Here is a 20,226-nt window from a genome sequence, read left to right as displayed (position 1 = left end):
TCCTACTGCTTGTCGAAGCGGTGCTGGGTCTGGGGGGACTGCTGGGCGCCGCCCTGGGCACCGCCCTCGATGGCCTGCTGCTGCGCGGAGGGGCCGCCGGCCAGCTCGGCCTTCATCCGCTGGAGCTCCAGCTCCACGTCCGAACCGCCCGAGAGGCGGTCCAGCTCGGCCTGGATGTCGTCCTTGGAGCCGAGGCCGCTGCGGTCGTCGAGGGCGCCGGAGGCCAGCAGCTCGTCGATGGCCCCGGCGCGGGCCTGGAGCTGGGCCGTCTTGTCCTCGGCCCGCTGGATGGCCAGGCCGACGTCGCTCATCTCCTCGGAGATGCCGGAGAAGGACTCCGCGATCCGGGTCTGGGCCTGCGCCGCCGTGTACGTGGCCTTGATGGTCTCCTTCTTCGTACGGAAGGCGTCCACCTTGGCCTGCAGGCGCTGCGCGGCCAGCGTCAGCTTCTCCTCCTCGCCCTGGAGGGTCTGGTGCTGCACCTCCAGGTCGCTGACCTGCTGCTGGAGCGAGGCACGCCGCGACAGCGCCTCGCGGGCCAGGTCCTCACGGCCCAGCGCGAGCGCCTTGCGGCCCTGGTCCTCCAGCTTGGCGGACTGCCCCTGGAGCTGGTTGAGCTGCAGCTCCAGGCGCTTGCGGGAGGTCGCCACATCGGCGACGCCGCGGCGCACCTTCTGCAGCAGCTCCAGCTGCTTCTGGTACGAGTAGTCGAGGGTCTCGCGCGGGTCCTCGGCCCGGTCCAGGGCCTTGTTCGCCTTCGCGCGGAAGATCATCCCCATACGCTTCATGACACCGCTCATGGGCTTCGCGCGCCCCCTTCTAGACGGACTGTGCTCCAGGTCACCGACAGAGCCCACAGTACGGGCCCTGTCTCCATTACCGCACTGTTCCGGTGCGGATGCGCTCCTCCTCCAGGACGACTCCACCCCTGCCCGTGTCAGGCGCAGGGAGTAGGTGCTCCCCCGAGCGCGCCCGCCGCGAGAACCCTGCACAGGGGAAGACGCCCGCCGTTGCCGGATCGTTCCCCGGCGAAGTGGGGTACCCGGCCACGACCACGTAGGCTTGGGTTTTGTGTTTGGTAGCCGTTCCTCCAAGGAAGAGAAGGCCGCGCCCACCGACAAGGTGAGCGCCGACCTCTCGCAGCCCCGTCACCCGCAGGCCCCGAAGGGCCGCCCGACGCCGAAGCGTGCTGTGGCCCAGTCGCAGCGCAAGGCCGTCGTGGCATCGACCGGCAATCGCAAGGAGGATGCAAAGCGCGCCCGCGAGCGCCGTCGTGAAGAGATGGCCAGGCAGCGCGAGGCCCTCGCCAACGGCGACCAGCGTTATCTGCCGGCCCGTGACAAGGGCCCCGTGCGCAAGTACGTCCGCGACTACGTGGACTCCCGCTTCTCCGTCGCCGAGATGTTCCTGCCGCTGGCCGTGGTCATCCTGGTGCTGAGCATGGTGCGGGTGCCGTCCATCCAGAACATCGCCCTGCTGCTGTGGCTCGCCGTGATCGCCCTGATCCTCGTCGACTCCGTCGCGCTCGGCTTCCGGCTGAACAAGGCCCTCGCCGGCCGCTTCCCCGACGAGCCGCGCCGCGGCGCGGTGGCCTACGGCCTGATGCGCACCCTCCAGATGCGCCGGCTCCGCCTTCCGAAGCCGCAGGTCAAGCGCGGGGAACGGCCCTGACCGGAGGGAAGCCCGGAGCGTCGGGAGACGGCTTCGCGGGGGGCGCCAGGCTGTGGCTGGAGGGACTGGGCGGACTGCGCAACGCCGTCCGCCAGGAACTCGTGGGCCGGCAGGTCGACGAACAGATCGCGCACCGCTTCCCGGTCGGGCAGCGGCTGCGCGTTCTCGACGTCGGCATGGGCCAGGGCACCCAGGCGCTGCGTCTGGCACGCGCCGGGCACAAGGTCACCGGACTCGAACAGGATCCCGCGATGCTCGCCGTCGCCCGCGAGGCGCTCGCGGCCGAGCCCGCCGGGATCCGGGACCGGGTCGAGCTGCGGGAGGGCGACGGCCGGGAGACCGGCGCGCACTTCCTGCCGGGCAGTTTCGACGTGGTGCTCTGCCACGGCGTGCTGATGTACGTCCCCGAGCCCGACGCGATGCTGGCCGGGCTGGCCCGGATGCTGGCGCCGGGCGGGCTGCTGTCCCTGCTGGTGCGCAACGGCGACGCCCTCGCCATGCGGCCGGGGCTGGACGGCGACTGGTCGGCCGCTCTGGCCGCCTTCGACACCGTCGACTACACGAACCGGCTGGGTCTGGACGTACGGGCCGACCGGCTCTCCGGGCTCACGGCCACGCTGTCCGGGATCGGCGCCCCGCTGTCGTCCTGGTACGGCGTCCGCGTCTTCACCGACGGCACCGAGGCCGGCGACGGGCTGCCCCCGGACGACGAGCTGGAGCGGCTGCTGGCCGCCGAGGACCGCGCCGGGCGGACCGACCCGTACCGCGGGGTCGCCGCGCTGCTGCACCTGTGCGGCGTACGCGGCTGACCCGCCCCGCCGCGACGCGCGAGGAGCCCGGACCCGTACGGGTCCGGGCTCCTCGCGTCAGCGGTCGCCGCTCAGGCGTCCAGCGCCGAGCGCAGGCTCATCGCGTACAGCTCGGTGCCGTTGTCGTCGGACAGCTTCACCGTCTCGGCGCCGCCTTCCAGCAGCTCCTTCCACACCTCGCCGATCCAGGACTCCGCGTCGCCCTGCGTGGTGAACTCCTCCGGCTCGACCGCCGGGCTCGTCTCGGTGCCGTCGGCCGTCTCGAACCGCCACGTCCACGCCATGTCCGCCTCCGTTGCTCGTCCGCTGCTCGCACGTTCCCGCACGCTGCTCCCCTTGAGTCTGCCCGCAGAGTAGCCGGGCGCGCAGCAGTCTCGGGGACGCGGGAGGATCTTCCTGTGGAACTCACTCTGCTCGGCACCGGCACACCCGAAGGACTGCCCCGCCCCGGCTGTCCCTGCGCGGCCTGCGCGGTCTCCGTAGGCTCCCGGTCGCGCGCCGCGACATCGCTGCTCGTCGACGGTGCGCTGCTGCTCGACCTGACCCCCGGGGCGGTGCTGGCCGGCGCCCGCGCGGGGCATTCGCTGGCCGGCGTACGGCAGGTCCTGCTCACCCATCCACACGACGGGCCGCCGGTCGAGCTGCCCCCGGGACTGCCGGCCGCCGGACGGGTGCCGGACGGGCGGGAGCTCGCGGTGATCAGCGGGCACCGGGTGCGGGCGGTGCCGATGGACTCGCCGGGCACCGGGTACGAGGTGACCGGCCCGGACGGGAGCCGGCTGCTGTACCTGCCGCCCGGCGGGGCGCCGGCCGGGACGAACGGCACCTCGGGGCAGCGGCCGTACGACATGGTCCTCGCGGACGTGCTGGGCCGGCCGGAGGCGCTGGCCCGGCTGCGGGCGACCGGCGCAGCCGGGCCGACCACGGACGTGATCGCGGTGCACCTGGACCACGACGTGCCTCCGGGCCGGGAGCTGGAGCGCCGGTGCGCGGCGGCGGGGGCGAGGGCGGTGCCGGACGGGACGACGGTGACGGTCGGGGAGTACCACGCGGTGCCGGACCTGCCGCGCCGGACCCTGGTGCTCGGCGGGGCGCGCTCGGGGAAGTCCGTCGAGGCGGAGCGGCGGCTGGCCTGCTTCCCCGAGGTGGAGTACGTGGCCACCGGCGGCACCCGGGACGGGGACGCGGAGTGGGCGGCGCGGGTCGGCCTGCACCGGGAGCGGCGGCCGGCGAGCTGGCGGACGGTGGAGACCTGTGAACTGGCCCCCCTGCTGGTGGAGGGAGGGCCGCCGCTGCTCGTCGACTGTCTGGCGCTGTGGCTGACGGACGCGATGGACCGGGCGGGGGCCTGGGACGACGCGGTCTGGGCGGGGCGGGGGCAGAGCGAGCTGCGGGAGCGGGTGGCGGAGCTGGTGGCGGCGGTGCGCGCGACCCGCCGGACGGTGGTGGCGGTCAGCAACGAGGTGGGCTCCGGCGTCGTCCCCGCGACGGCCTCCGGGCGGCGTTTCCGCGATGAACTGGGGCGCCTGAACAGCCTGGTGGCGGGCGAGTGCGAGCACGTCCTGCTGGTGACGGCAGGGCAGGCGGTGGTCCTGAAGGACTGACCGCGCGCCCCGTCCGGCGAGGTCGCGGGACGGGGCTTGGGGAGGGCCTCACCCGCTGTACGCTCTGGCAGATGACCACGCTGAATCTCGACGACTTCTCCGATCTGATCGAGCGCCCCGACGGGGGCGTCCGGCGTGACGCCGAGGAACGCCGTGAGCGGCTGGCCGTGCCGGCCGGGGCCCTGGGGCGCCTCGACGAGCTGGCCGAATGGCTCGCCGCCGCGCAGGGGCGGGTGCCCGTCCGCCCGATCGAGCGGCCCCGCGTCGTGCTGTTCGCCGCCGACCACGGGATCGCCGCCGCGGGGGTCTCCGCACGGACCGCCGGCGACGCGCACGAGCTGGTGCGCTCGGTGCTCGACGGGAACAGCCCGGTCTCGATCCTGGCCGCCCGCCTGGGCGCGGGCGTACGGGTCGTGGACGCCGGCCTGGACTGCGAGCCCGCCCTGCTGCCCGAGGACGTGGTCCGCCACCGGGTGCGCCGCGGCAGCGGGCGCATCGACGTCGAGGACGCGCTCACCCGCGAGGAGGCCGACGCCGCCCTGCGGCTCGGGATGCGGATCGCCGACGAGGAGGCCGACTCCGGCACCGACCTCGTGGTCCTCGGGGACTTGAGCGTCGGTGGAACCACGGTCGCGGCGACGCTCGTCGCCGCCCTGTGCGGAACCGATGCCTCCGTGGTCACGGGACGCGGTGGCCGGCCCATTGACGACCTGACCTGGATGCGCAAGTGCGCGGCGATCCGCGACGCGCTGCGCCGGGCCCGCCCGGTCCTCGGCGACCAGGTCGCCCTGCTCGCGGCGGTCGGCGGCGCGGACGTGGCGGCCATCACAGGCTTCCTGCTCCAGTGCGCGGTGCGCCGTACGCCGGTCATCCTCGACGGGGTCGTTTCCGCAGCGTGCGGGCTCGTGGCCCAGCGCGCGGCGTTCCGGGCGCCCGACTGGTGGCTGGCCGGGCAGGCCAGCGGCGAGCCGGGCCAGGCGAAGGCCCTGGACCGGATGGCGCTCAACCCCGTGCTCGACCACGGCGTCACAGTGGGAGAGGGAACCGGGGCGCTGCTGGCCCTGCCCCTGGTCCAGGCGGCCGCCGCACTCGCGGCGGACCTCCCGGAGCGGGCGGCGCAGGAGCCGCAGGAGTCGAAGGTGCCGCCGGAGCCGCTGGAGACGCAGGGCTGAGCGGCCGGTCGGCGGCGCCCCATATGATCGCGTTTCATGGGAGAGGCCCGCGTGACCAGCGCCGACATCGACCGGACCACACAGGCTGCCAAGGCAGCACAGGGATCCGGCAAGGACACGAGCAGCAGGAAAGAAGAGAGGAAGGACGAAGGGGGCGGCCGGGAGACCGGCCGGGGATCGGCCCGCTCACGGCGCAGCGCCGCGTTCGCGGTCTGGTACCTGCGTGCCGTCACCTTCGTGAACTTCCTCAGCGCGGTGTGGCTTTCGCTCGGCCAGGACCTGCGCCGGCACAACACCGCCGATTTCTACACCCCGTACCTGCTCACGGCGGGCTTCGCCTCCGGCATGTTCTCGCTGCTGCTCGCGGTCACCATGGGCCGCCGCAAGCGGGCCGCGTGGATCCTGAACCTGGTGCTCGGCGGCATGCTGCTGATGGCCTTCGCCACGGCGGCCTTCGCCCCGTGCACCAGCGGTGACTTCAACCTCTGCTACCCGGAGTTCCGCGACCACACCCAGAACTGGATCTCCCTCGCCCTGACCGCGGCCTTCGTCGGCGCCCTGCTGCTCGGCCGCCGCGAGTTCTACGCCAAGGGCGACCGCTCCAACCCCAAGCTGGCCACCGCGGTGGCCGCCGTCGGCCTGCTGTTCACCTCGCTGCTGGCCGCGCTGATCGTCGGCGCCGCCAACACCGACCCGGACGCCGCCGAGGCCACGTTCCTGGCCCGCTGGCGGTACGGGGTGATGCGGCTGATCACCCTGGAGCCCAACGCCCGCGACTACGCCGCGATCACCACGCCCGGCTGGGTGGACATCGTCATCAACGTGATGTCGACGCTGCTCCTGATCGCCGTCCTGCTCGCCGCCTTCCGCTCGCGCCGCGCCGTCGACCCCCTCACCCCCGAGGACGAGGAGAGGCTGCGCGCGCTGCTGGCCAAGCAGGGCGATCGCGACTCGCTCGGCTACTTCGCGCTGCGCCGCGAGAAGTCCGTCATCTGGTCCCCCACCGGCAAGGCGGCCGTCACGTACCGCGTCGTCGGCGGGGTCTCGCTGGCCTCCGGCGACCCGATCGGCGACCCCGAGGCCTGGCCCGGCGCCATCGAGCCCTGGCTGGCCGAGGCCCGCGAGCACGGCTGGGTGCCGGCCGTGATGGGCGCGAGCGAGGAGGCCGGGCAGATCTACGCGCGCCACGGGCTGGACGCGCTGGAACTGGGCGACGAGGCCATCGTCGAGACCGACGAGTTCACGCTGGAGGGCCGCGCCATGCGGACCGTCCGCCAGGCCTACAACCGCGTCAAGCGCGCCGGGTACACCGTCCGCATCCGCCGCCACGCCGACATCCCCTTCGACGAGATGGACGTGCTCCTCGCCCTCGCCGACGACTGGCGCGACGGCGCGACCGAGCGCGGGTTCTCGATGGCGCTGGGCCGGCTGGGCGATCCGGGCGACGGCCAGTGCGTGATGCTGGAGTGCACCGACGCCAACGGCGATCTGCGCGCCGTGCTCTCCTTCGTGCCGTGGGGCGCCAAGGGCCTGTCGCTGGACCTGATGCGCCGCGACCGCAATTCCGAGAACGGCCTGATGGAGTTCATGGTCATCGAACTCCTCGAACGCTCCAAAGAGATCGGCGTCACACAGGTCTCGCTCAACTTCGCGATGTTCCGTTCCGTCTTCGAGCGGGGGTCCAAGCTCGGCGCGGGTCCGGTGCTGCGCATGTGGCGCTCGCTGCTGAGCTTCTTCTCCCGCTGGTGGCAGATCGAGTCCCTCTACCGGGCCAACGCCAAATACCGGCCGATCTGGGAACCGCGGTTCATGCTCTTCGAGAAGAGCTCCGACCTCCTGCGGATCGGTATCGCGGCGGGCCGGGCCGAGGGCTTCCTGGAGGCTCCCGGGCTGCCGAAGTGGCTGAACCGCAGACATCTGGAGACCAATCGTTGACGGCTTGGACGACCACCCCCCTGCGGCGGTTCGCCCGCCGCGAGTGGGGGCCCCTGTTCTGGACCGTCCGGGACGCCCTGGTCCGCGACACGTGGCGGGCGGCCCCGATGACCTTGGGGGCCGTCTGCCTGACCTCGGTCTTCCAGATCGTCCAGAACACGTCCTGGGGGTTCCAGCCCGTCCAGAACCTCGGGTCGGTCAAGGCCGCCGACCCGCTGTGGCTGGCCCTGCTGCGCACCCCGCTGTCGCTGTTCGTCCCCGCCCTCGACCTGCCCGTGTGGGGGGCGCTCGCCCAGATCCTGCTGGTCTTCGGGATCTCGGAGATCTGCATCGGCTGGTGGCGCACGCTGGTCATCGGCTACGTCGCCACCCTCGCCGGGACCACGTACGCGCGGATCGGCCTCTCGCTCGGACCCGACCACCCCTTCGGCCTGCCGGTGTCGGACCGCATCGTCAACGACACCGGCCCGTCGGCGGCGGTGGTCGGCCTCGCGATCTACGTGTGCTGGCGCTACCGGGCGTACCTGACCGGCGCGATCGTGATCGCGGTGATGATCGGCGAGGTGCTGGTCAAGGACAACCTGGCCGGCAAGGAACACCTCGCGGCCATCGCCGCCGTCATGGCGGTGTGCGTGGTCCGCGCCAAATGGGGCCCGGAACGCTCCCGCGTCCCCCTCGGCCGGCGCCCGCCCCCGGCGCCCCCGCTGCCCCCGCAGCGTCCCGGCACCTGACGGGTCCGCCCGCCCCGCGGCGGGCAGGCCGTACCGTATCGGGGTGACGACAGACCTGGGGCCGCTCGCCCCCACCCGGCACTGGATGCGGTCCCATCCGCTGGCCACCGATGCCGTCGTCGCGCTCGGGGTGCTCGTCGCCATGGTCGTCGGTTCCTTCGCCGGTCCGCACGGCCCGCACGGGCCCACCTTCGTGACCCGCACCCCCGAGCCGCTCTCCCTGCTGCTGATGGTGCTGGGCGCGGCCGCGCTGGTGTTCCGGCGCCGGCACACGCGCGCCGTCCTCGCCGTGACCGGCGCGCTCTGCCTGCTGGAGCTGACCACCGGCGAACCCCGGGCGCCCGTCGCCATGTCCACGGTGATCGCCCTGTACACGCTGGCCTCCCGCACCGACCGGCCGACCACCTGGCGGGTCGGCCTGCTCACGATGACGGGGCTGACGGGCGTGGCCATGCTCGCCGGTCCCCCGCCCTGGTACGCCCAGGAGAACATCGCCATCTTCGCCTGGACCGGGATGGCCGCCGCCGCCGGCGACGCCGTGCGCAGCCGGCGGGCCTTCATCGGCGCGATACGGGAGCGGGCGGAGCGGGCCGAGCGGACCCGTGAGGAGGAGGCGCGCCGCCGGGTCGCCGAGGAGCGCCTGCGGATCGCCCGGGACCTGCACGACGTGGTGGCCCACCACATCGCCCTGGTCAACGTGCAGGCGGGGGTGGCCGCGCACGTCATGGACAAGCGTCCCGACCAGGCCAAGGAAGCCCTGGCCCACGTACGGGACGCGAGCCGTTCGGCGCTGAACGAGCTGCGGGCCACGGTCGGGCTGCTGCGGCAGTCCGGTGATCCGGAGGCGCCGACCGAGCCTGCGCCGGGGCTCGGCGTACTGGACGAGCTGGTGGACACCTTCCGGCACGCCGGCCTGCCGGTGAAGGTGATGGTCGAACTGGGCGGGGAGCGGGACGCGCTGCCGGCCGCCGTGGACCTGGCGGCGTACCGGGTGATCCAGGAGGCGCTGACCAACGTGCGCAAGCACGCCGGGCCCGAGGTGCGGGCCGAGGTCAGCGTGGTGCGGGTCGGCGCCTGCGTGGAGGTGACGGTGCTGGACGACGGCGGGGCCCCGGCGGCCGGGGAGGACGGGGGCGAGGGCGGCGGCCACGGGCTGCTCGGCATGCGCGAGCGGGCCACGGCCCTGGGCGGCTCCTGCTTCGCCGGACCGCGGTTCGGCGGCGGCTACCGGGTGCACGCCGTCCTGCCCGTCACCTGACCCTCAGTCCCCGGGCGGGCAGAACTGCCGCCAGGCGTCCAGTTCGTACTTCTTCTGCAGCGAGCTGAGCCTCAGCTCCTGCGACTGCCCGCACCACTGCTCGATCCGCCCCTCGTACTCCACGTGGAAGACGGCCTTGCCCGCCGCGATGAACGGGGTGAGCCGCTCGCACTCCTCGTACTCGGCGCACTGCTCGTTGACCGCGAAGTCGAATTCCCCCACCAGCTGCGGGATCTGGTCGAGGTCGTTCTTCAGCCCGACCGCCATGCCCCGGTCGTGGGCCAGCTTCGCGATGAGCCGGTTGTACGCCAGCTGGTCCTCGGCGGTGAGCGGGAAGCCGGTCGAGTTGCGGTAGCCGTCCATGTTGTCCGGCTCCACCGCGTCGAACCCCTTCTCCCGGCACATGTCGAAGCGCTTCGCCATCAGCGGCTCCAGCTCGGCGCGCCGGCGGATGTCCAGCCAGCGCTCGCCCTCCCAGCCGTTCCCCTCGCCGAGCAGCTCCTCGGGGAAGTCCCCGGCGTCCGGGCGGAACTCCTCCCAGGCGCCGGTGGACAGGTAGCAGATGGTGCGCCGGCCGGCCTCCTCCAGCGCGGAGACCTGCTCCTTGGTGGTGTTGAACCCGTCGACGTCGTACACCGCAGCCTTCACGGAGGTGTCCAGCTTCCCGCTGAGCTGCCACTGCCAGCTGACCTCGGGCGCGGGCCGCCAGCGCTGCCCCGGCGGCGGGGCGGGCGCCACGTCGTCCGGCTCGTCCGGCCCCTGGGTGGTGCAGGCGGCCAGCAGGAGCAGTACGGCGAGCGACAGGGCGCGCCCGCCGCGCACCGCGCCGCGCGGCCGGCGGCTCATCCGGCGGCCTCCAGCGCGTACGGGAGGGACCCCCACGGGTGGGCACCGGTCCCGGGGACCGCGCAGTGCACCCCGGCCCCCCGCTGCCGGGCGAGCTCGGCGGCGGGCGCGCCCGGCGGGACCGCGTACACGAGGTGGCAGAACCGCTGGGCGGGGTGGTCGGCCGTCCACTCCGGCACCGACGCGTCCCGGTAGGCGTCCCAGGGGCCCTCGAAAGTGACCAGCAGATCGGCGAGTTCGGCGTAGCCGGGGTGCGGGTGGACCCCGTGGTTGAGGACGAGGGTACGGGCGCCCGCGGCCCGGGCGGCGATCCCCAGCCGCCCGTAGTGCGGGAGCAGGGCCGGGTCGGCGGAGGCCTGGTCGAGGAAGGCCCCGTCGGCGCCGTACCAGTCGCGGTGGCGCAGCAGGTCCTGCACCACCGCGGGGTGCGGGCGCCGCCCGTAGTCGGTGTCGGTGTACCCGAGGACGGGGACCCCGGCGTCGCGCAGCCGCTGCGCCACGGCGGCGAACCGCGGGTCGGGGGCCTCGCCCGGCCCGCTGGCGGGATTGAGCACCACGGAGTGCAGCCGGCCGGCGCAGCGGATGAGCCGCTCCCAGTCCTCGGGCCGGTCGGCGGGGTGCTCGTAGAGGGGCACCAGCAGCATCGGGACCTTCTTCTCGTACGGGGTCGGGTGGTCTGGGTGGGGCGATCGGCTCAGCGGTGGGCCGTCGCGCGGCCCAGCAGCAGGCAGACGAGCGCGCCCAGCGCGGCCGCGGCCGCGCCCGCCACCACCAGCTGGACCAGCCGCGGCTGCCCCCACCCCAGCAGCAGCGCCACGCTCTGCGCCAGCGCCGCCGAGGCGCAGACCACGGCCGCGGGCCGGACCGCCCCGAAGGACTGGAGGAGCAGCCCGGTCCACATCACGGCGCCGAGCAGCAGCAGGGTCGCGGCCCGGATCCCGCTCAGCCCGGGGGCTCCGGGCCACAGCAGGGTGCCGGCCAGCCCGAGGGCCAGCAGTACCGCCAGGTAGGCGGCGAGGCAGCGGCCCAGCGTCCCGAGCATCCGCAGCCAGAACTGCCGGGGCGAGCGGGCCGCCCGCAGCCCGGACAGGCTGCCGCTGCGGAACCGGTGGAGCAGCCATTCGGCGGGACCCATGCTGAGGGTGAGCGCCACCGCCGAGGGGGCGGCGACGGCCTCGGCGGGCCCTCCGGCGAGCACCTCCCCCAGGGCGGCGTAGAGCACCAGCAGGCCGGTGCCGAGGCCGAACATCCCGTACGGCACGGAGTCCCCGATCCGGGGTCCGCGCGGCCCGTACTCCTCCTCCGCGCCCCGCAGCATCCGCCAGCGCACCGGGCCCTCCCCGGCCCGGTGTCCGCCCCAGCCCCGGATCCGGCGCACCCCCGTCCGCAGGCCCTCGGCCACCGGCAGCTCCCGTACGGCGAGGGCGCAGGCGGCCAGCAGCGACGCCGCGAGCAGGCCCACCCGTACGGGCACGGGCACCTCGGTGAAGAGCGCGAGCACCGCCCCCGCGGCCATCGGGCCGAGCGCGGCGAGCAGCACCCGCTCCCGGCCGAGGACCAGCAGTACGGTGGCGGCGCCGACGTACAGGGCCTGGCCGGCGGCGAAGGCGTAGCTGAACGGCGGCCCGCCGGGCACGGTCAGCGCGGCGGCGATGCCGAGCAGGGCCCCCACGGGGGCCCCGGCGAGCAGGGTCCGCCCGGCGGCGGCCCGGTCTCCGAGGCCCAGCCAGGTGTAGGCGCGGTGGGACAGGGTCTGGTCCCACACCCAGCCGATGAGCGCCCCGGCGAGCAGGGTCAGCGTCCCGGCGGGGAGCCCGAGCCGGTCCTTGGGGCCCTCCAGCAGGGGGGCGCCCAGGACGTAGGCGAGGCCGGGCAGCGCGAAGACCACCCCGCGCAGCAGGCAGGCGGTGAGGGAGACCTTCCAGGGGTCGGGGACGTGCTCCGGTTCCGGGAAGGCGCGGGGCACCCGGGCGTACAGCTCCTCGGCGAGGCCGAAGGAGTCGTGGCGCCCGTAGGTGAGGCGGATGTGCTCGTCGGTCATCCCGTCGGATTCGAGCACGGCGGCGATCTCGTCGGGGTGGACGGCCGCCGCGATCAAGGTGTCGAGGCGTTCGGCGAGTTGGTCCATCGGGTCGCCGGCCGGGCCGGGGTCCCCCGGCCCGCCGTGACGGGGCCGGGGGATGGCGGGGAGGGTGTCCCCGCCGGGGACGCGCAGCCACAGGGATCCGCTCACCACAGGCTCCCGTCGGCGGCGAGTTCGCGGTACCAGGGGTCGGCGAGCCGCTGCGTCCAGTCGTCGCCGGGGCGGACCGGCAGGACGGGCTGGCCGGCGAGTTCGCGGTAGATGTGGCGGAAGCCGTCCACGGACTGGTGGAGGGTGAACTTCTCGACGACCCGTTTGCGGGAGCGGCGGCCCAGTTCGGCGCGGCGTTCGGGGTCGCGGAGCAGGGCGAGGGCGGCGCCGGCCATCGTCTGCGGTTCGCGCGGCGGGACCACGAGCCCGGTGTCGCCGACCGCCTCGCGCACCCCGCCGACGTCGGTGGAGACGGTGGTGCGCCCGCAGGACATGGCCTCGATGATGCTGAACGGGAAGCCCTCGCTGATGCTGGAGAGCATGACGAGGCTCCCCGCCGCGTAGGCCTGGGCGACGTCCGAGACGCGACCCTCGTAGGAGATCCCGTCGGCCACGCCGAGTTCGGCGCCGAGCTCCTCCAGGCGGATCCTGTACTCCTCGCAGCCGGCCGGGACCGGGCCGAACAGGCGCAGCCGCAGGGCGGGCAGCTCCTCGCGCATGAACGCGTAGGCCCGGATGAGGGTTTCGAGGTCCTTGATCGGGTCGATGCGCCCGCACCAGCTGAGGGTGGGCACCTCGGGTTCGGGTCCCGCGTCGGGGAAGGCGTACGGGTCGACGCCGTTGTAGACCGTGCGGATGCGGTCGGGGGCGGCGCCGCCGCGCTCCTCCCAGCGGCGGTTGTACTGGTTGCACGGGGTGATGAGGTCGGCCTGCCGGTAGCCCTCGGTGTTGAGCTCCCGGTAGAAGCCGAGCAGCAGGGCCTTGACGGGCCAGCGCTGCGCGGCGGTGCGGTAGCCGAGGTAGCGCTCGCGCAGGTAGATGCCGTGCTCGGTGAGGAGGAAGGGCACCTTGTCGAGGTACTTGGCGGCGAGCGCCGGCAGGGTGGCGAGTCCGCTGCTGACCGCGTGCGCGACGCTGTCGGGCGGGATGCGCACGGCCAGCGGCCGCAGCGCGTGCTCGATCAGGTCGGTGGCGGTGAGCGCGTCGTGGACGGTGGGCTCGGCCGCGGCGGTGGGGAAGCCGGGCCGGGTCCACACGTCCATCAGCAGGCGCAGGACCGTTTCGGAGCGCAGGGCCGGGGCGAGGCGGCCGGCCCGGGCCAGGACGGCGAGTTCGTGCAGGGCTTCACTGAAGCCGCCATGGGTGGGATCGAGCAGGGAGAGCAGGAAGGTTTCGTACGTTGCCGTGAACCGGCGGTGGGCCTTGCCCCGCAGGGCCGAGCGGCGGCCGCGGCCGGGAACCGGCCCCCAGAGCGGGACGGCGGTGTGCCGGTAGACGTTGCGGGGCAGCTCCCAGGTGACCGGCTCGCGCCCGGAGCCGGTCAGGGCTATGACGTTGAAGTCGACCTCCGGCATCCCGCGTACCAGCTGGTCGCACCAGGTGCTGACTCCCCCGTGGACGTGCGGATAGGTGCCTTCGGTGAGCATGGTGACGTGACGCCCATGACTCATGTGCTGTGTCCCCCCAGGACGGAAAAGGGGCCGGCGCCCGTGTGGTGGAGCGCCGGCGCAGGTGGTACCGGGTGTCGAAGCCGGCCGCGGTCGGCCTGAAGGCGGGTCAGCTGGGCAGCTTGAGCGTGACCGCGCTCTGCATCAGCTCGGGCGAGGTCCACGCCGAGCGGGTGCCCGCGTAGGCGGTGCCGAAGTCTGCGGCGCCCAGCAGGAGCTGCTTCTTGGTGCCGGTGGGTGCGGTCACCGGGGCGAGGACGCCGGAGGGTGCCTTGACGGTGACGTCCTTGCCGATGCGGTAGGCGGTGACCTGGTTGTCGGCGACGGCCTTGTCCCAGGCGGCGCGGCGGCTGAGCTCGACGCCGGTGTCCTTCATGCTCTGGTTCACGATCGGGGCGCTGGGCGCGTAGAGCGTGCGGTAGGTGTCGAGGACCTGGTTGAGCACCGGGTAGAGGGTTCGGTCCTCGGCGAGGTTGGACTGGTGGACGTAGTGCGGGCGCGGGTCGTTGGCCAGGACGTGGCGCAGGGCCGTGCGCGCCTCGGCGGGGACGATGTAGTCCAGGTAGCCGGTGGCGGTGTCGAGCGGCGCCGGGAGGCAGGTGGAGGTGGCGGGGTTGTCCTCGCAGACCCCGCTGCCGCCGGCGGCGCGGCTGGTGTAGATCCAGTTGTACTCGTCGGCCATCTCCGCGTTGGTGCCCGTGTTGTAGTACACGTTCATCGGGTAGCGGGGGACGGTCAGGGCGGAGCCGACGGCGCGCTGCGCGGGCTCGCGCGAGCTGTCGCTGCCCGCCCACTTGACCCCGTTGTCGGCGAGGGCGCCCGCCAGGTTGGGGTTGTCCTGGGGCTGCTGCGGCAGGGTCTTGAGCCCGGAGTGCTCGCCGGTGACGAGTTCGGTGCGGTCGGTGGTGATGCCCTTGGAGGCGGCCCAGTTGTTGTTGTCGCGGATCTGGGCGGAGATGTCGGCCCGGCTCATCCAGTTGACGGCGCCCGCCGCGTTCTTCGTACAGGTCCACGGGACGACGGCGGTGTTCTGGACGCAGCCGAGGAAGGGGTGCGAGTACGTGTGGTTCATCCAGCGGTATGTGGCCCGGTCGGCGATGAGCTGCGCGGTGAGGGCGTCCGTTCCGCCGTTCTGGGCCTTCCACTCCTCGCCCGCTCCCGCGTTGAAGAGGAGGTCGAGTTTGAAGTTCTTGGCCGTCTGCCACTGCGCCGCGTACTGGGCGTCGGCGGCGGACATCCGGATGGTGCTCTCCTTGCCCTCGCCGCCCGGGCAGGCGTAGTCGCCGGGCGTGCAGTTGAGCTCCTTGCTCCAGCGGGCGTCCGGGGCGAAGACGTCGTCGACGTGGACCGCGAAGTAGTTGCGCTCCTGGCCGAGGTGGATCCCCTGGGTGAGCCAGTCGACGATGCCGCGGGCGAGCAGCCGGAACTGCTGCTGGTACTGGTTGTAGCCGAAGGTGACGACGAGTTCGCTGCGCCCGTCGTGGGCGTACTCGCCGACGAGCGAGGCCCGTCCGCCGGCGACGGGTGCGTCGAGGTAGCTGGTGTAGCCGGCCCTCGGCTTGCCCATGAACCCGTAGCTCTCGGGGACCAGGGCGGAGTTGTCCTCGAAGGCGACCTGGCCGCCGAGGTAGTTGAAGGGGCCCGCCTTGCCGGCGGCGGTGACGGCGGCCTGCGTGCCGTCGAGCTGCCCGCTGTAGCCGCCGTTGTCGGTGTACTCCAGCCCGACGCCCGGGTGGGCCCAGGTGTACGCGTCGACCTGGCGGATCCCGTACGCCGTCTCGTACGCGCTGAGCGCGGCCATCTCGGCCGAGCCCTCGCCGAACGGGTTCTCGTTCGGCAGCACGACGCCCTGGTACTTGGCGCGCGGCCGGCCGTCGACGGTGTCGGCGAGGAACCCGGCGTTGATCACCGGGCGGCCCGTGCTGCCCAGGAGCACCCGGGTGTACGGGACTCCGGTGTCCCGGAGCTCCGAGGTGATGGCGTCGACCGAGCTGCCGCCGTCGTCGACGACGAGCACCTTCAGGTCGATGCGCGGTGTCACGGCCGCGTGCGCGGTCGCGGCGGGCAGTGCCACGGAGATCAGCGCTGCCACCCCCATCGCGGCGGCAGCCCTGTTCATCCGGTTCTTGTTGACCATTTCGGCCTTTCCCCCCGCAGGCATCACTCGACTACGGCCCTGTGGCGGTCGGCCGGGCCGAGGAGGCTCTGTGGAAATCATGCAAAGGGACCCCGCGTCCCCTTGCGAGAGTGGGTCGAGTCTCTCGGACCTCGTCAGGTCGAAGGGGCAAACCTGGTGCGGAAACCACGGATGGGTGAATCTCCCGGCGTCTTGATCGAACAACTTGCCAAACCTTCGATTGGCGTGCGGGCGAGCCCGTACGCGTAGGCTCATTTCTGGCGGGCGCCGGGCCGGAATACGATCGCTGCGGATGGCCGACCACCCACTCGGCCCACAACACAAACGGAAGCGAGACTTCACCACCGTGACTGCTCTGACTCTCAGCACTGCCGGCGCGGCGACGCTGCGCGCCGACGCCCTCGTGGTCGGCGTGGCCAAGGGCCCCAAGGGCCCGGTCGTCGCCGCGGGCGCCGAGGCCGTGGACAAGGCGTACGACGGAAAGCTCGCCGCCGTGCTCGACGCACTCGGTGCCTCGGGCGCCGAAGGCGAGACCACCAAGCTGCCGGCGCCGGACGGCCTGAAGGTCCCGGTCGTGCTGGCGGTCGGGCTGGGCCCGGTCCCCGAGAAGGACGAGTCGTTCGACGAGGAGGCCCTGCGCCGCGCCGCCGGCGCCGCCGCCCGCGCGCTGCACGGCGCCAAGAAGGCCGCCTTCGCGCTCCCGCTGGAGGACGCCTCCGCCGTCACCGCCGTCGCCGAGGGCGCGCTGCTGGGCGCGTACGCCTTCACCGTCTACCAGGGCGGCGAGAAGAAGGCCGGCAAGGGTGCCGAGAAGAACGGCGGCCCCAAGCGGCCGCTCGCCGAGGTGGTCCTGCTGGGCGCCAAGCCGCGCGACAAGGAGCACAAGGCCGCCGCCGAGCGCGCCTCGGTCGTCGCGACCGAGGTCAACGTCGCCCGCGACCTGATCAACACCCCGCCGAACGACCTCACCCCCGAGGCCTTCGCCGCCGTCGCGTCCGCGACCGCCAAGGAGCACGGGATCAAGGTCCAGGTCCTGGACGAGAAGGCGCTGACCAAGGGCGGCTACGGCGGGATCATGGGCGTCGGCAAGGGCTCGGAGAACCCGCCGCGCCTGGTCAAGATCGCCTACACCCACCCCGACGCGGAGAAGCACCTCGCCTTCGTCGGCAAGGGCATCACCTACGACTCGGGCGGCATCTCCCTCAAGCCGGCCGGCCACAACGAGACGATGAAGTGCGACATGTCCGGCGCCGCCGCCGTGTTCGCCTCCGTCGTCGCCGTGGCCAAGCTGGGCCTCCCGATCAACGTCACCGGCTGGCTCGCGCTCGCCGAGAACATGCCGTCCGGCTCGGCCACCAAGCCCGGCGACGTGCTGCGCATGTACAGCGGCAAGACCGTCGAGGTCCTGAACACCGACGCCGAGGGCCGCCTGGTCCTGGGCGACGCCCTGACCAAGGCCTCCGAGGAGAACCCGGACGCGATCGTCGACGTCGCCACCCTGACCGGCGCGATGGTGCTGGCGCTGGGCGACCGCACCTTCGGGATCATGGCGAACGACGACGCCTTCCGCACCTCGATCCACGAGATCGCCGAGGAGGTCGGCGAGGCCTCGTGGCCGATGCCGCTCCCCGAGGACCTGCGCAAGACCATGGACTCCCCCACCGCCGACATCGCCAACATGGGTGTCCGGATGGGCGGCGGCCTGGTGGCCGGCCTCTTCCTCCAGGAGTTCGTCGGCGAGGGCATCACCTGGGCGCACCTCGACATCGCGGGCCCGGCCTTCCACGAGGGCGCCCCGTACGGCTACACCCCCAAGGGCGGCACCGGCTCCGCCGTGCGCACCCTGGTGCGGCTGGCCGAGCGCACGGCCACCGGCGACCTGGGCTGACGCGACCCTGACACAGCCGCGGAGCGGCGACTGTGATCTGCCTCAAGCCTTGGCCGGATACTCGACCAAGGCTTGAGGCATGTTCACCGACAACGAAATCCGTAGGTTTCTACGCACTGGTAACCCTTGCTCCGGGCAGAACGACCTGCCACATCCTGGGCCCGGCGTCCCGCGTTCCCCCGACAAATGCGAAGATGGGTTCTCGGCAGGACAGGGCCCCCACCACAGGGCCGAACAACTAGCGGCCGATTACCAGCCGCCGCCCGGTCACAGAGGACCGGTGCCCGGCGCACATGCATGGAGGACGTGACGTGGCGAACGACGCCAGCACCGTTTTCGACCTAGTGATCCTCGGCGGTGGCAGTGGCGGTTACGCCGCGGCTCTGCGCGCATCCCAGCTGGGTCTGGACGTTGCCCTGATCGAGAAGAACAAGCTCGGCGGCACCTGCCTGCACAACGGCTGCATCCCCACGAAGGCGCTGCTCCACGCGGGCGAGATCGCGGACCAGGCGCGCGAAGCCGCCCAGTTCGGCGTGAAGGCCACCTTCGAGGGCATCGACATCGCGGGTGTGCAGAAGTACAAGGACGAGGTCATCTCGGGGCTCTACAAGGGCCTGCAGGGCCTGGTCGCCTCCCGCAAGGTGACGTACATCGAGGGTGAGGGCCGCCTTTCCTCGCCGACCTCCGTCGACGTGAACGGCCAGCGCATCCAGGGCCGCCACGTCCTGCTGGCGACCGGCTCCGTGCCGAAGTCGCTGCCGGGCCTGAACATCGACGGCAACCGCATCATCTCCTCGGACCACGCGCTGGTCCTGGACCGCGTCCCCGAGTCGGCCATCGTCCTGGGCGGCGGCGTCATCGGCGTCGAGTTCGCCTCGGCGTGGAAGTCCTTCGGCTCCGACATCACCGTGATCGAGGGCCTCAAGCACCTCGTCCCGGTCGAGGACGAGAACAGCTCGAAGCTGCTGGAGCGGGCGTTCCGCAAGCGCGGCATCAAGTTCAACCTCGGCACCTTCTTCGACAAGGCCGAGTACACCGAGAACGGTGTCCGGGTCACCCTCGCGGACGGCAAGACCTTCGAGGCCGAGGTGCTGCTGGTCGCCGTCGGCCGCGGCCCGGTCTCCCAGGGCCTGGGCTACGAGGAGCAGGGCGTCGCGATGGACCGCGGCTACGTCCTGGTCGACGAGTACATGCAGACCAACGTGCCGACGATCTCGGCCGTCGGCGACCTCGTCCCGACCCTGCAGCTCGCGCACGTCGGCTTCGCCGAGGGCATCCTCGTCGCGGAGCGCCTGGCCGGTCTGAAGACCGTCCCGATCGACTACGACGGTGTTCCGCGCGTCACGTACTGCCACCCCGAGGTCGCCTCGGTCGGCATCACCGAGGCCAAGGCCAAGGAGATCTACGGCGCGGACAAGGTCGTGGCCCTGAAGTACAACCTGGCGGGCAACGGCAAGAGCAAGATCCTGAAGACCGCGGGCGAGATCAAGCTCGTCCAGGTCAAGGACGGTGCCGTGGTCGGCGTCCACATGGTCGGTGACCGGATGGGCGAGCAGGTCGGCGAGGCCCAGCTGATCTACAACTGGGAAGCCCTGCCGGCCGAGGTCGCGCAGCTCATCCACGCGCACCCGACCCAGAACGAAGCGCTCGGCGAGGCCCACCTGGCCCTGGCCGGCAAGCCGCTTCACTCCCACGACTAATCCACAGTCACGGGCGCGACGACCACTTCCGCACTTTCGTAAGGAGCAACTGAAACCATGTCGGTTTCCGTAACCCTTCCGGCGCTCGGCGAGAGCGTCACCGAGGGAACTGTCACCCGCTGGCTGAAGGCCGAGGGCGAGCGCGTCGAGGCCGACGAGCCGCTGCTCGAGGTCTCGACCGACAAGGTCGACACCGAGATCCCCTCCCCCGTCTCCGGCGTCCTGGCGTCCATCAAGGTCGCCGAGGACGAGACCGTCGAGGTCGGCGCCGAGCTGGCCGTCATCGACGACGGCTCCGGCGCGCCGGCTGCCGCCGAGGCCGAGACGGTCGCCGCCGAGGTTCCGGCCGCCGAGGCCCCCGCGGCTCCGGCCGCCGAGGCACCGCAGGCCACCCCGTCCCCCGAGGTCCCGGCCGGTGCCGAGGCCCCGGCGCCGACCGCTGACGCGGCCGCCGGCGGCGGTTCGGCCGAGGGCACCGACGTCGTCCTCCCCGCCCTGGGCGAGAGCGTCACCGAGGGCACCGTCACCCGCTGGCTGAAGCAGGTCGGCGAGTCCGTCGAGGCCGACGAGCCGCTGCTCGAGGTCTCCACGGACAAGGTCGACACCGAGATCCCCGCTCCGGTCGCCGGCACCCTGCTGGAGATCCGGATCAACGAGGACGAGACCGCCGAGGTCGGCGCCGTCCTGGCCGTCATCGGCGCCGCCGGTGCCGCTCCGGCCGCCGCCCCGGCCCC

General features: G+C 72.9%; 17 protein-coding genes. 10 read left to right on the top strand and 7 right to left on the bottom strand.

All coding sequences use genetic code 11. The features are described from left to right. Positions 1-2: 2 nt before the first annotated feature. On the bottom strand, positions 3-800 hold the full coding sequence (locus ACS04_RS10405) for a PspA/IM30 family protein (protein ID WP_078864613.1): 798 nt from the start codon (positions 798-800) through the stop codon (positions 3-5). Positions 801-1,062: 262 nt separating this feature from the next. Here ACS04_RS10405 and ACS04_RS10400 point away from each other — a divergent pair, with 262 nt between their 5' ends. Both ACS04_RS10400 and ACS04_RS10395 read left to right on the top strand, forming a co-directional pair. Further along, on the top strand, positions 1,063-1,671 hold the full coding sequence (locus ACS04_RS10400; protein WP_107438580.1) for a DUF3043 domain-containing protein: 609 nt from the start codon (positions 1,063-1,065) through the stop codon (positions 1,669-1,671). 50 nt (positions 1,672-1,721) lie between these two features. Beyond that, a complete protein-coding gene (locus ACS04_RS10395) occupies positions 1,722-2,480 on the top strand; it encodes a class I SAM-dependent methyltransferase (protein ID WP_078864615.1) in 759 nt (252 codons plus the stop codon). A 71-nt stretch (positions 2,481-2,551) separates the two neighbouring features. Here the strand turns inward: ACS04_RS10395 and ACS04_RS10390 are convergent, their stop codons facing one another. Beyond that, the gene (locus ACS04_RS10390) at positions 2,552-2,764 is read right to left on the bottom strand and encodes a hypothetical protein (RefSeq protein WP_048476269.1); all 213 of its coding nucleotides are present in this window, start codon (positions 2,762-2,764) and stop codon (positions 2,552-2,554) included. A gap of 114 nt (positions 2,765-2,878) precedes the next feature. On the opposite strand from ACS04_RS10390, the gene ACS04_RS10385 reads away from it, so the two are divergent. The 5 genes from ACS04_RS10385 (at position 2,879) to ACS04_RS10365 (ending at position 9,180) form a co-directional block, all read left to right on the top strand. Then, entirely contained in the window at positions 2,879-4,084 is a 1,206-nt protein-coding gene (locus ACS04_RS10385) for a bifunctional adenosylcobinamide kinase/adenosylcobinamide-phosphate guanylyltransferase (protein ID WP_048476268.1), read from the top strand. Positions 4,085-4,155: 71 nt separating this feature from the next. Continuing rightward, positions 4,156-5,256 (top strand): nicotinate-nucleotide--dimethylbenzimidazole phosphoribosyltransferase, encoded by a 1,101-nt coding sequence (gene cobT, locus ACS04_RS10380; RefSeq protein ID WP_048476267.1) that lies wholly within the window; start codon positions 4,156-4,158, stop codon positions 5,254-5,256. A 36-nt stretch (positions 5,257-5,292) separates the two neighbouring features. Further along, on the top strand, positions 5,293-7,191 hold the full coding sequence (locus tag ACS04_RS10375; RefSeq protein WP_048476266.1) for a phosphatidylglycerol lysyltransferase domain-containing protein: 1,899 nt from the start codon (positions 5,293-5,295) through the stop codon (positions 7,189-7,191). Beyond that, entirely contained in the window at positions 7,188-7,922 is a 735-nt protein-coding gene (locus ACS04_RS38865) for a hypothetical protein (RefSeq protein WP_048476265.1), read from the top strand. The genes ACS04_RS10375 and ACS04_RS38865 overlap by 4 nt, the downstream gene beginning before the upstream one ends. 85 nt (positions 7,923-8,007) lie before the next feature. Beyond that, complete coding sequence (locus ACS04_RS10365; protein WP_048476264.1) at positions 8,008-9,180, top strand: sensor histidine kinase; 1,173 nt, start codon at positions 8,008-8,010, stop codon at positions 9,178-9,180. A 3-nt stretch (positions 9,181-9,183) separates the two neighbouring features. Here ACS04_RS10365 and ACS04_RS10360 read toward each other — a convergent pair whose 3' ends face one another. From ACS04_RS10360 to ACS04_RS10340, 5 genes are all read right to left on the bottom strand, one after another. Continuing rightward, positions 9,184-10,026, bottom strand: coding sequence for an endo alpha-1,4 polygalactosaminidase (locus ACS04_RS10360; RefSeq protein ID WP_048476263.1), 843 nt, complete (start codon positions 10,024-10,026; stop codon positions 9,184-9,186). Next, on the bottom strand, positions 10,023-10,670 hold the full coding sequence (locus ACS04_RS10355) for a spherulation-specific family 4 protein (protein ID WP_048476262.1): 648 nt from the start codon (positions 10,668-10,670) through the stop codon (positions 10,023-10,025). Before ACS04_RS10355 ends, ACS04_RS10360 begins: the two co-directional genes overlap by 4 nt. A gap of 50 nt (positions 10,671-10,720) precedes the next feature. Then, the gene (locus ACS04_RS10350) at positions 10,721-12,259 is read right to left on the bottom strand and encodes a hypothetical protein (protein WP_048476261.1); all 1,539 of its coding nucleotides are present in this window, start codon (positions 12,257-12,259) and stop codon (positions 10,721-10,723) included. Next, positions 12,256-13,770, bottom strand: coding sequence for a GT4 family glycosyltransferase PelF (gene pelF / locus ACS04_RS10345; protein ID WP_048476260.1), 1,515 nt, complete (start codon positions 13,768-13,770; stop codon positions 12,256-12,258). The genes ACS04_RS10350 and pelF overlap by 4 nt, the downstream gene beginning before the upstream one ends. A gap of 106 nt (positions 13,771-13,876) precedes the next feature. Next, a complete protein-coding gene (locus tag ACS04_RS10340; RefSeq protein ID WP_048476259.1) occupies positions 13,877-15,904 on the bottom strand; it encodes a hypothetical protein in 2,028 nt (675 codons plus the stop codon). A 346-nt stretch (positions 15,905-16,250) separates the two neighbouring features. Between ACS04_RS10340 and ACS04_RS10335 the strand changes: the two genes are divergently transcribed. The 3 genes from ACS04_RS10335 to ACS04_RS10325 form a co-directional block, all read left to right on the top strand. Next, positions 16,251-17,792, top strand: a complete 1,542-nt coding sequence (locus tag ACS04_RS10335; protein WP_048476258.1) for a leucyl aminopeptidase — start codon at positions 16,251-16,253, stop codon at positions 17,790-17,792. 311 nt (positions 17,793-18,103) lie between these two features. Further along, positions 18,104-19,492 carry a dihydrolipoyl dehydrogenase gene (gene lpdA / locus ACS04_RS10330; RefSeq protein WP_048476257.1) on the top strand — a complete coding sequence of 463 codons (1,389 nt, stop codon included), beginning with the start codon at positions 18,104-18,106 and terminating at the stop codon, positions 19,490-19,492. A 57-nt stretch (positions 19,493-19,549) separates the two neighbouring features. Then, positions 19,550-20,226 (top strand): biotin/lipoyl-containing protein (locus ACS04_RS10325; protein WP_048476256.1); only part of this gene is annotated, 677 nt, incomplete at its 3' end.

This window comes from Streptomyces roseus (assembly GCF_001044425.1).
Lineage (GTDB): Bacteria > Actinomycetota > Actinomycetes > Streptomycetales > Streptomycetaceae > Streptomyces > Streptomyces roseus.
Note: the sequence above shows the minus strand (reverse complement) of the source record. Positions and strands in the feature narration are given on the sequence as shown.

Bases quoted from the DNA above. Each gene is read 5' to 3' on its own strand.
- ACS04_RS10375 (WP_048476266.1), top strand. From the start codon at position 5,293: ATGGGAGAGGCCCGCGTGACCAGCGCCGACATCGACCGGACCACACAG.
- cobT (WP_048476267.1), top strand. From the start codon at position 4,156: ATGACCACGCTGAATCTCGACGACTTCTCCGATCTGATCGAGCGCCCC.
- ACS04_RS10340 (WP_048476259.1), bottom strand. From the start codon at position 15,904: ATGGTCAACAAGAACCGGATGAACAGGGCTGCCGCCGCGATGGGGGTG.
- ACS04_RS10355 (WP_048476262.1), bottom strand. From the start codon at position 10,670: ATGCTGCTGGTGCCCCTCTACGAGCACCCCGCCGACCGGCCCGAGGAC.
- ACS04_RS10365 (WP_048476264.1), top strand. From the start codon at position 8,008: ATGCGGTCCCATCCGCTGGCCACCGATGCCGTCGTCGCGCTCGGGGTG.
- ACS04_RS10390 (WP_048476269.1), bottom strand. From the start codon at position 2,764: ATGGCGTGGACGTGGCGGTTCGAGACGGCCGACGGCACCGAGACGAGC.
- ACS04_RS10360 (WP_048476263.1), bottom strand. From the start codon at position 10,026: ATGAGCCGCCGGCCGCGCGGCGCGGTGCGCGGCGGGCGCGCCCTGTCG.
- pelF (WP_048476260.1), bottom strand. From the start codon at position 13,770: ATGAGTCATGGGCGTCACGTCACCATGCTCACCGAAGGCACCTATCCG.
- ACS04_RS10405 (WP_078864613.1), bottom strand. From the start codon at position 800: ATGAGCGGTGTCATGAAGCGTATGGGGATGATCTTCCGCGCGAAGGCG.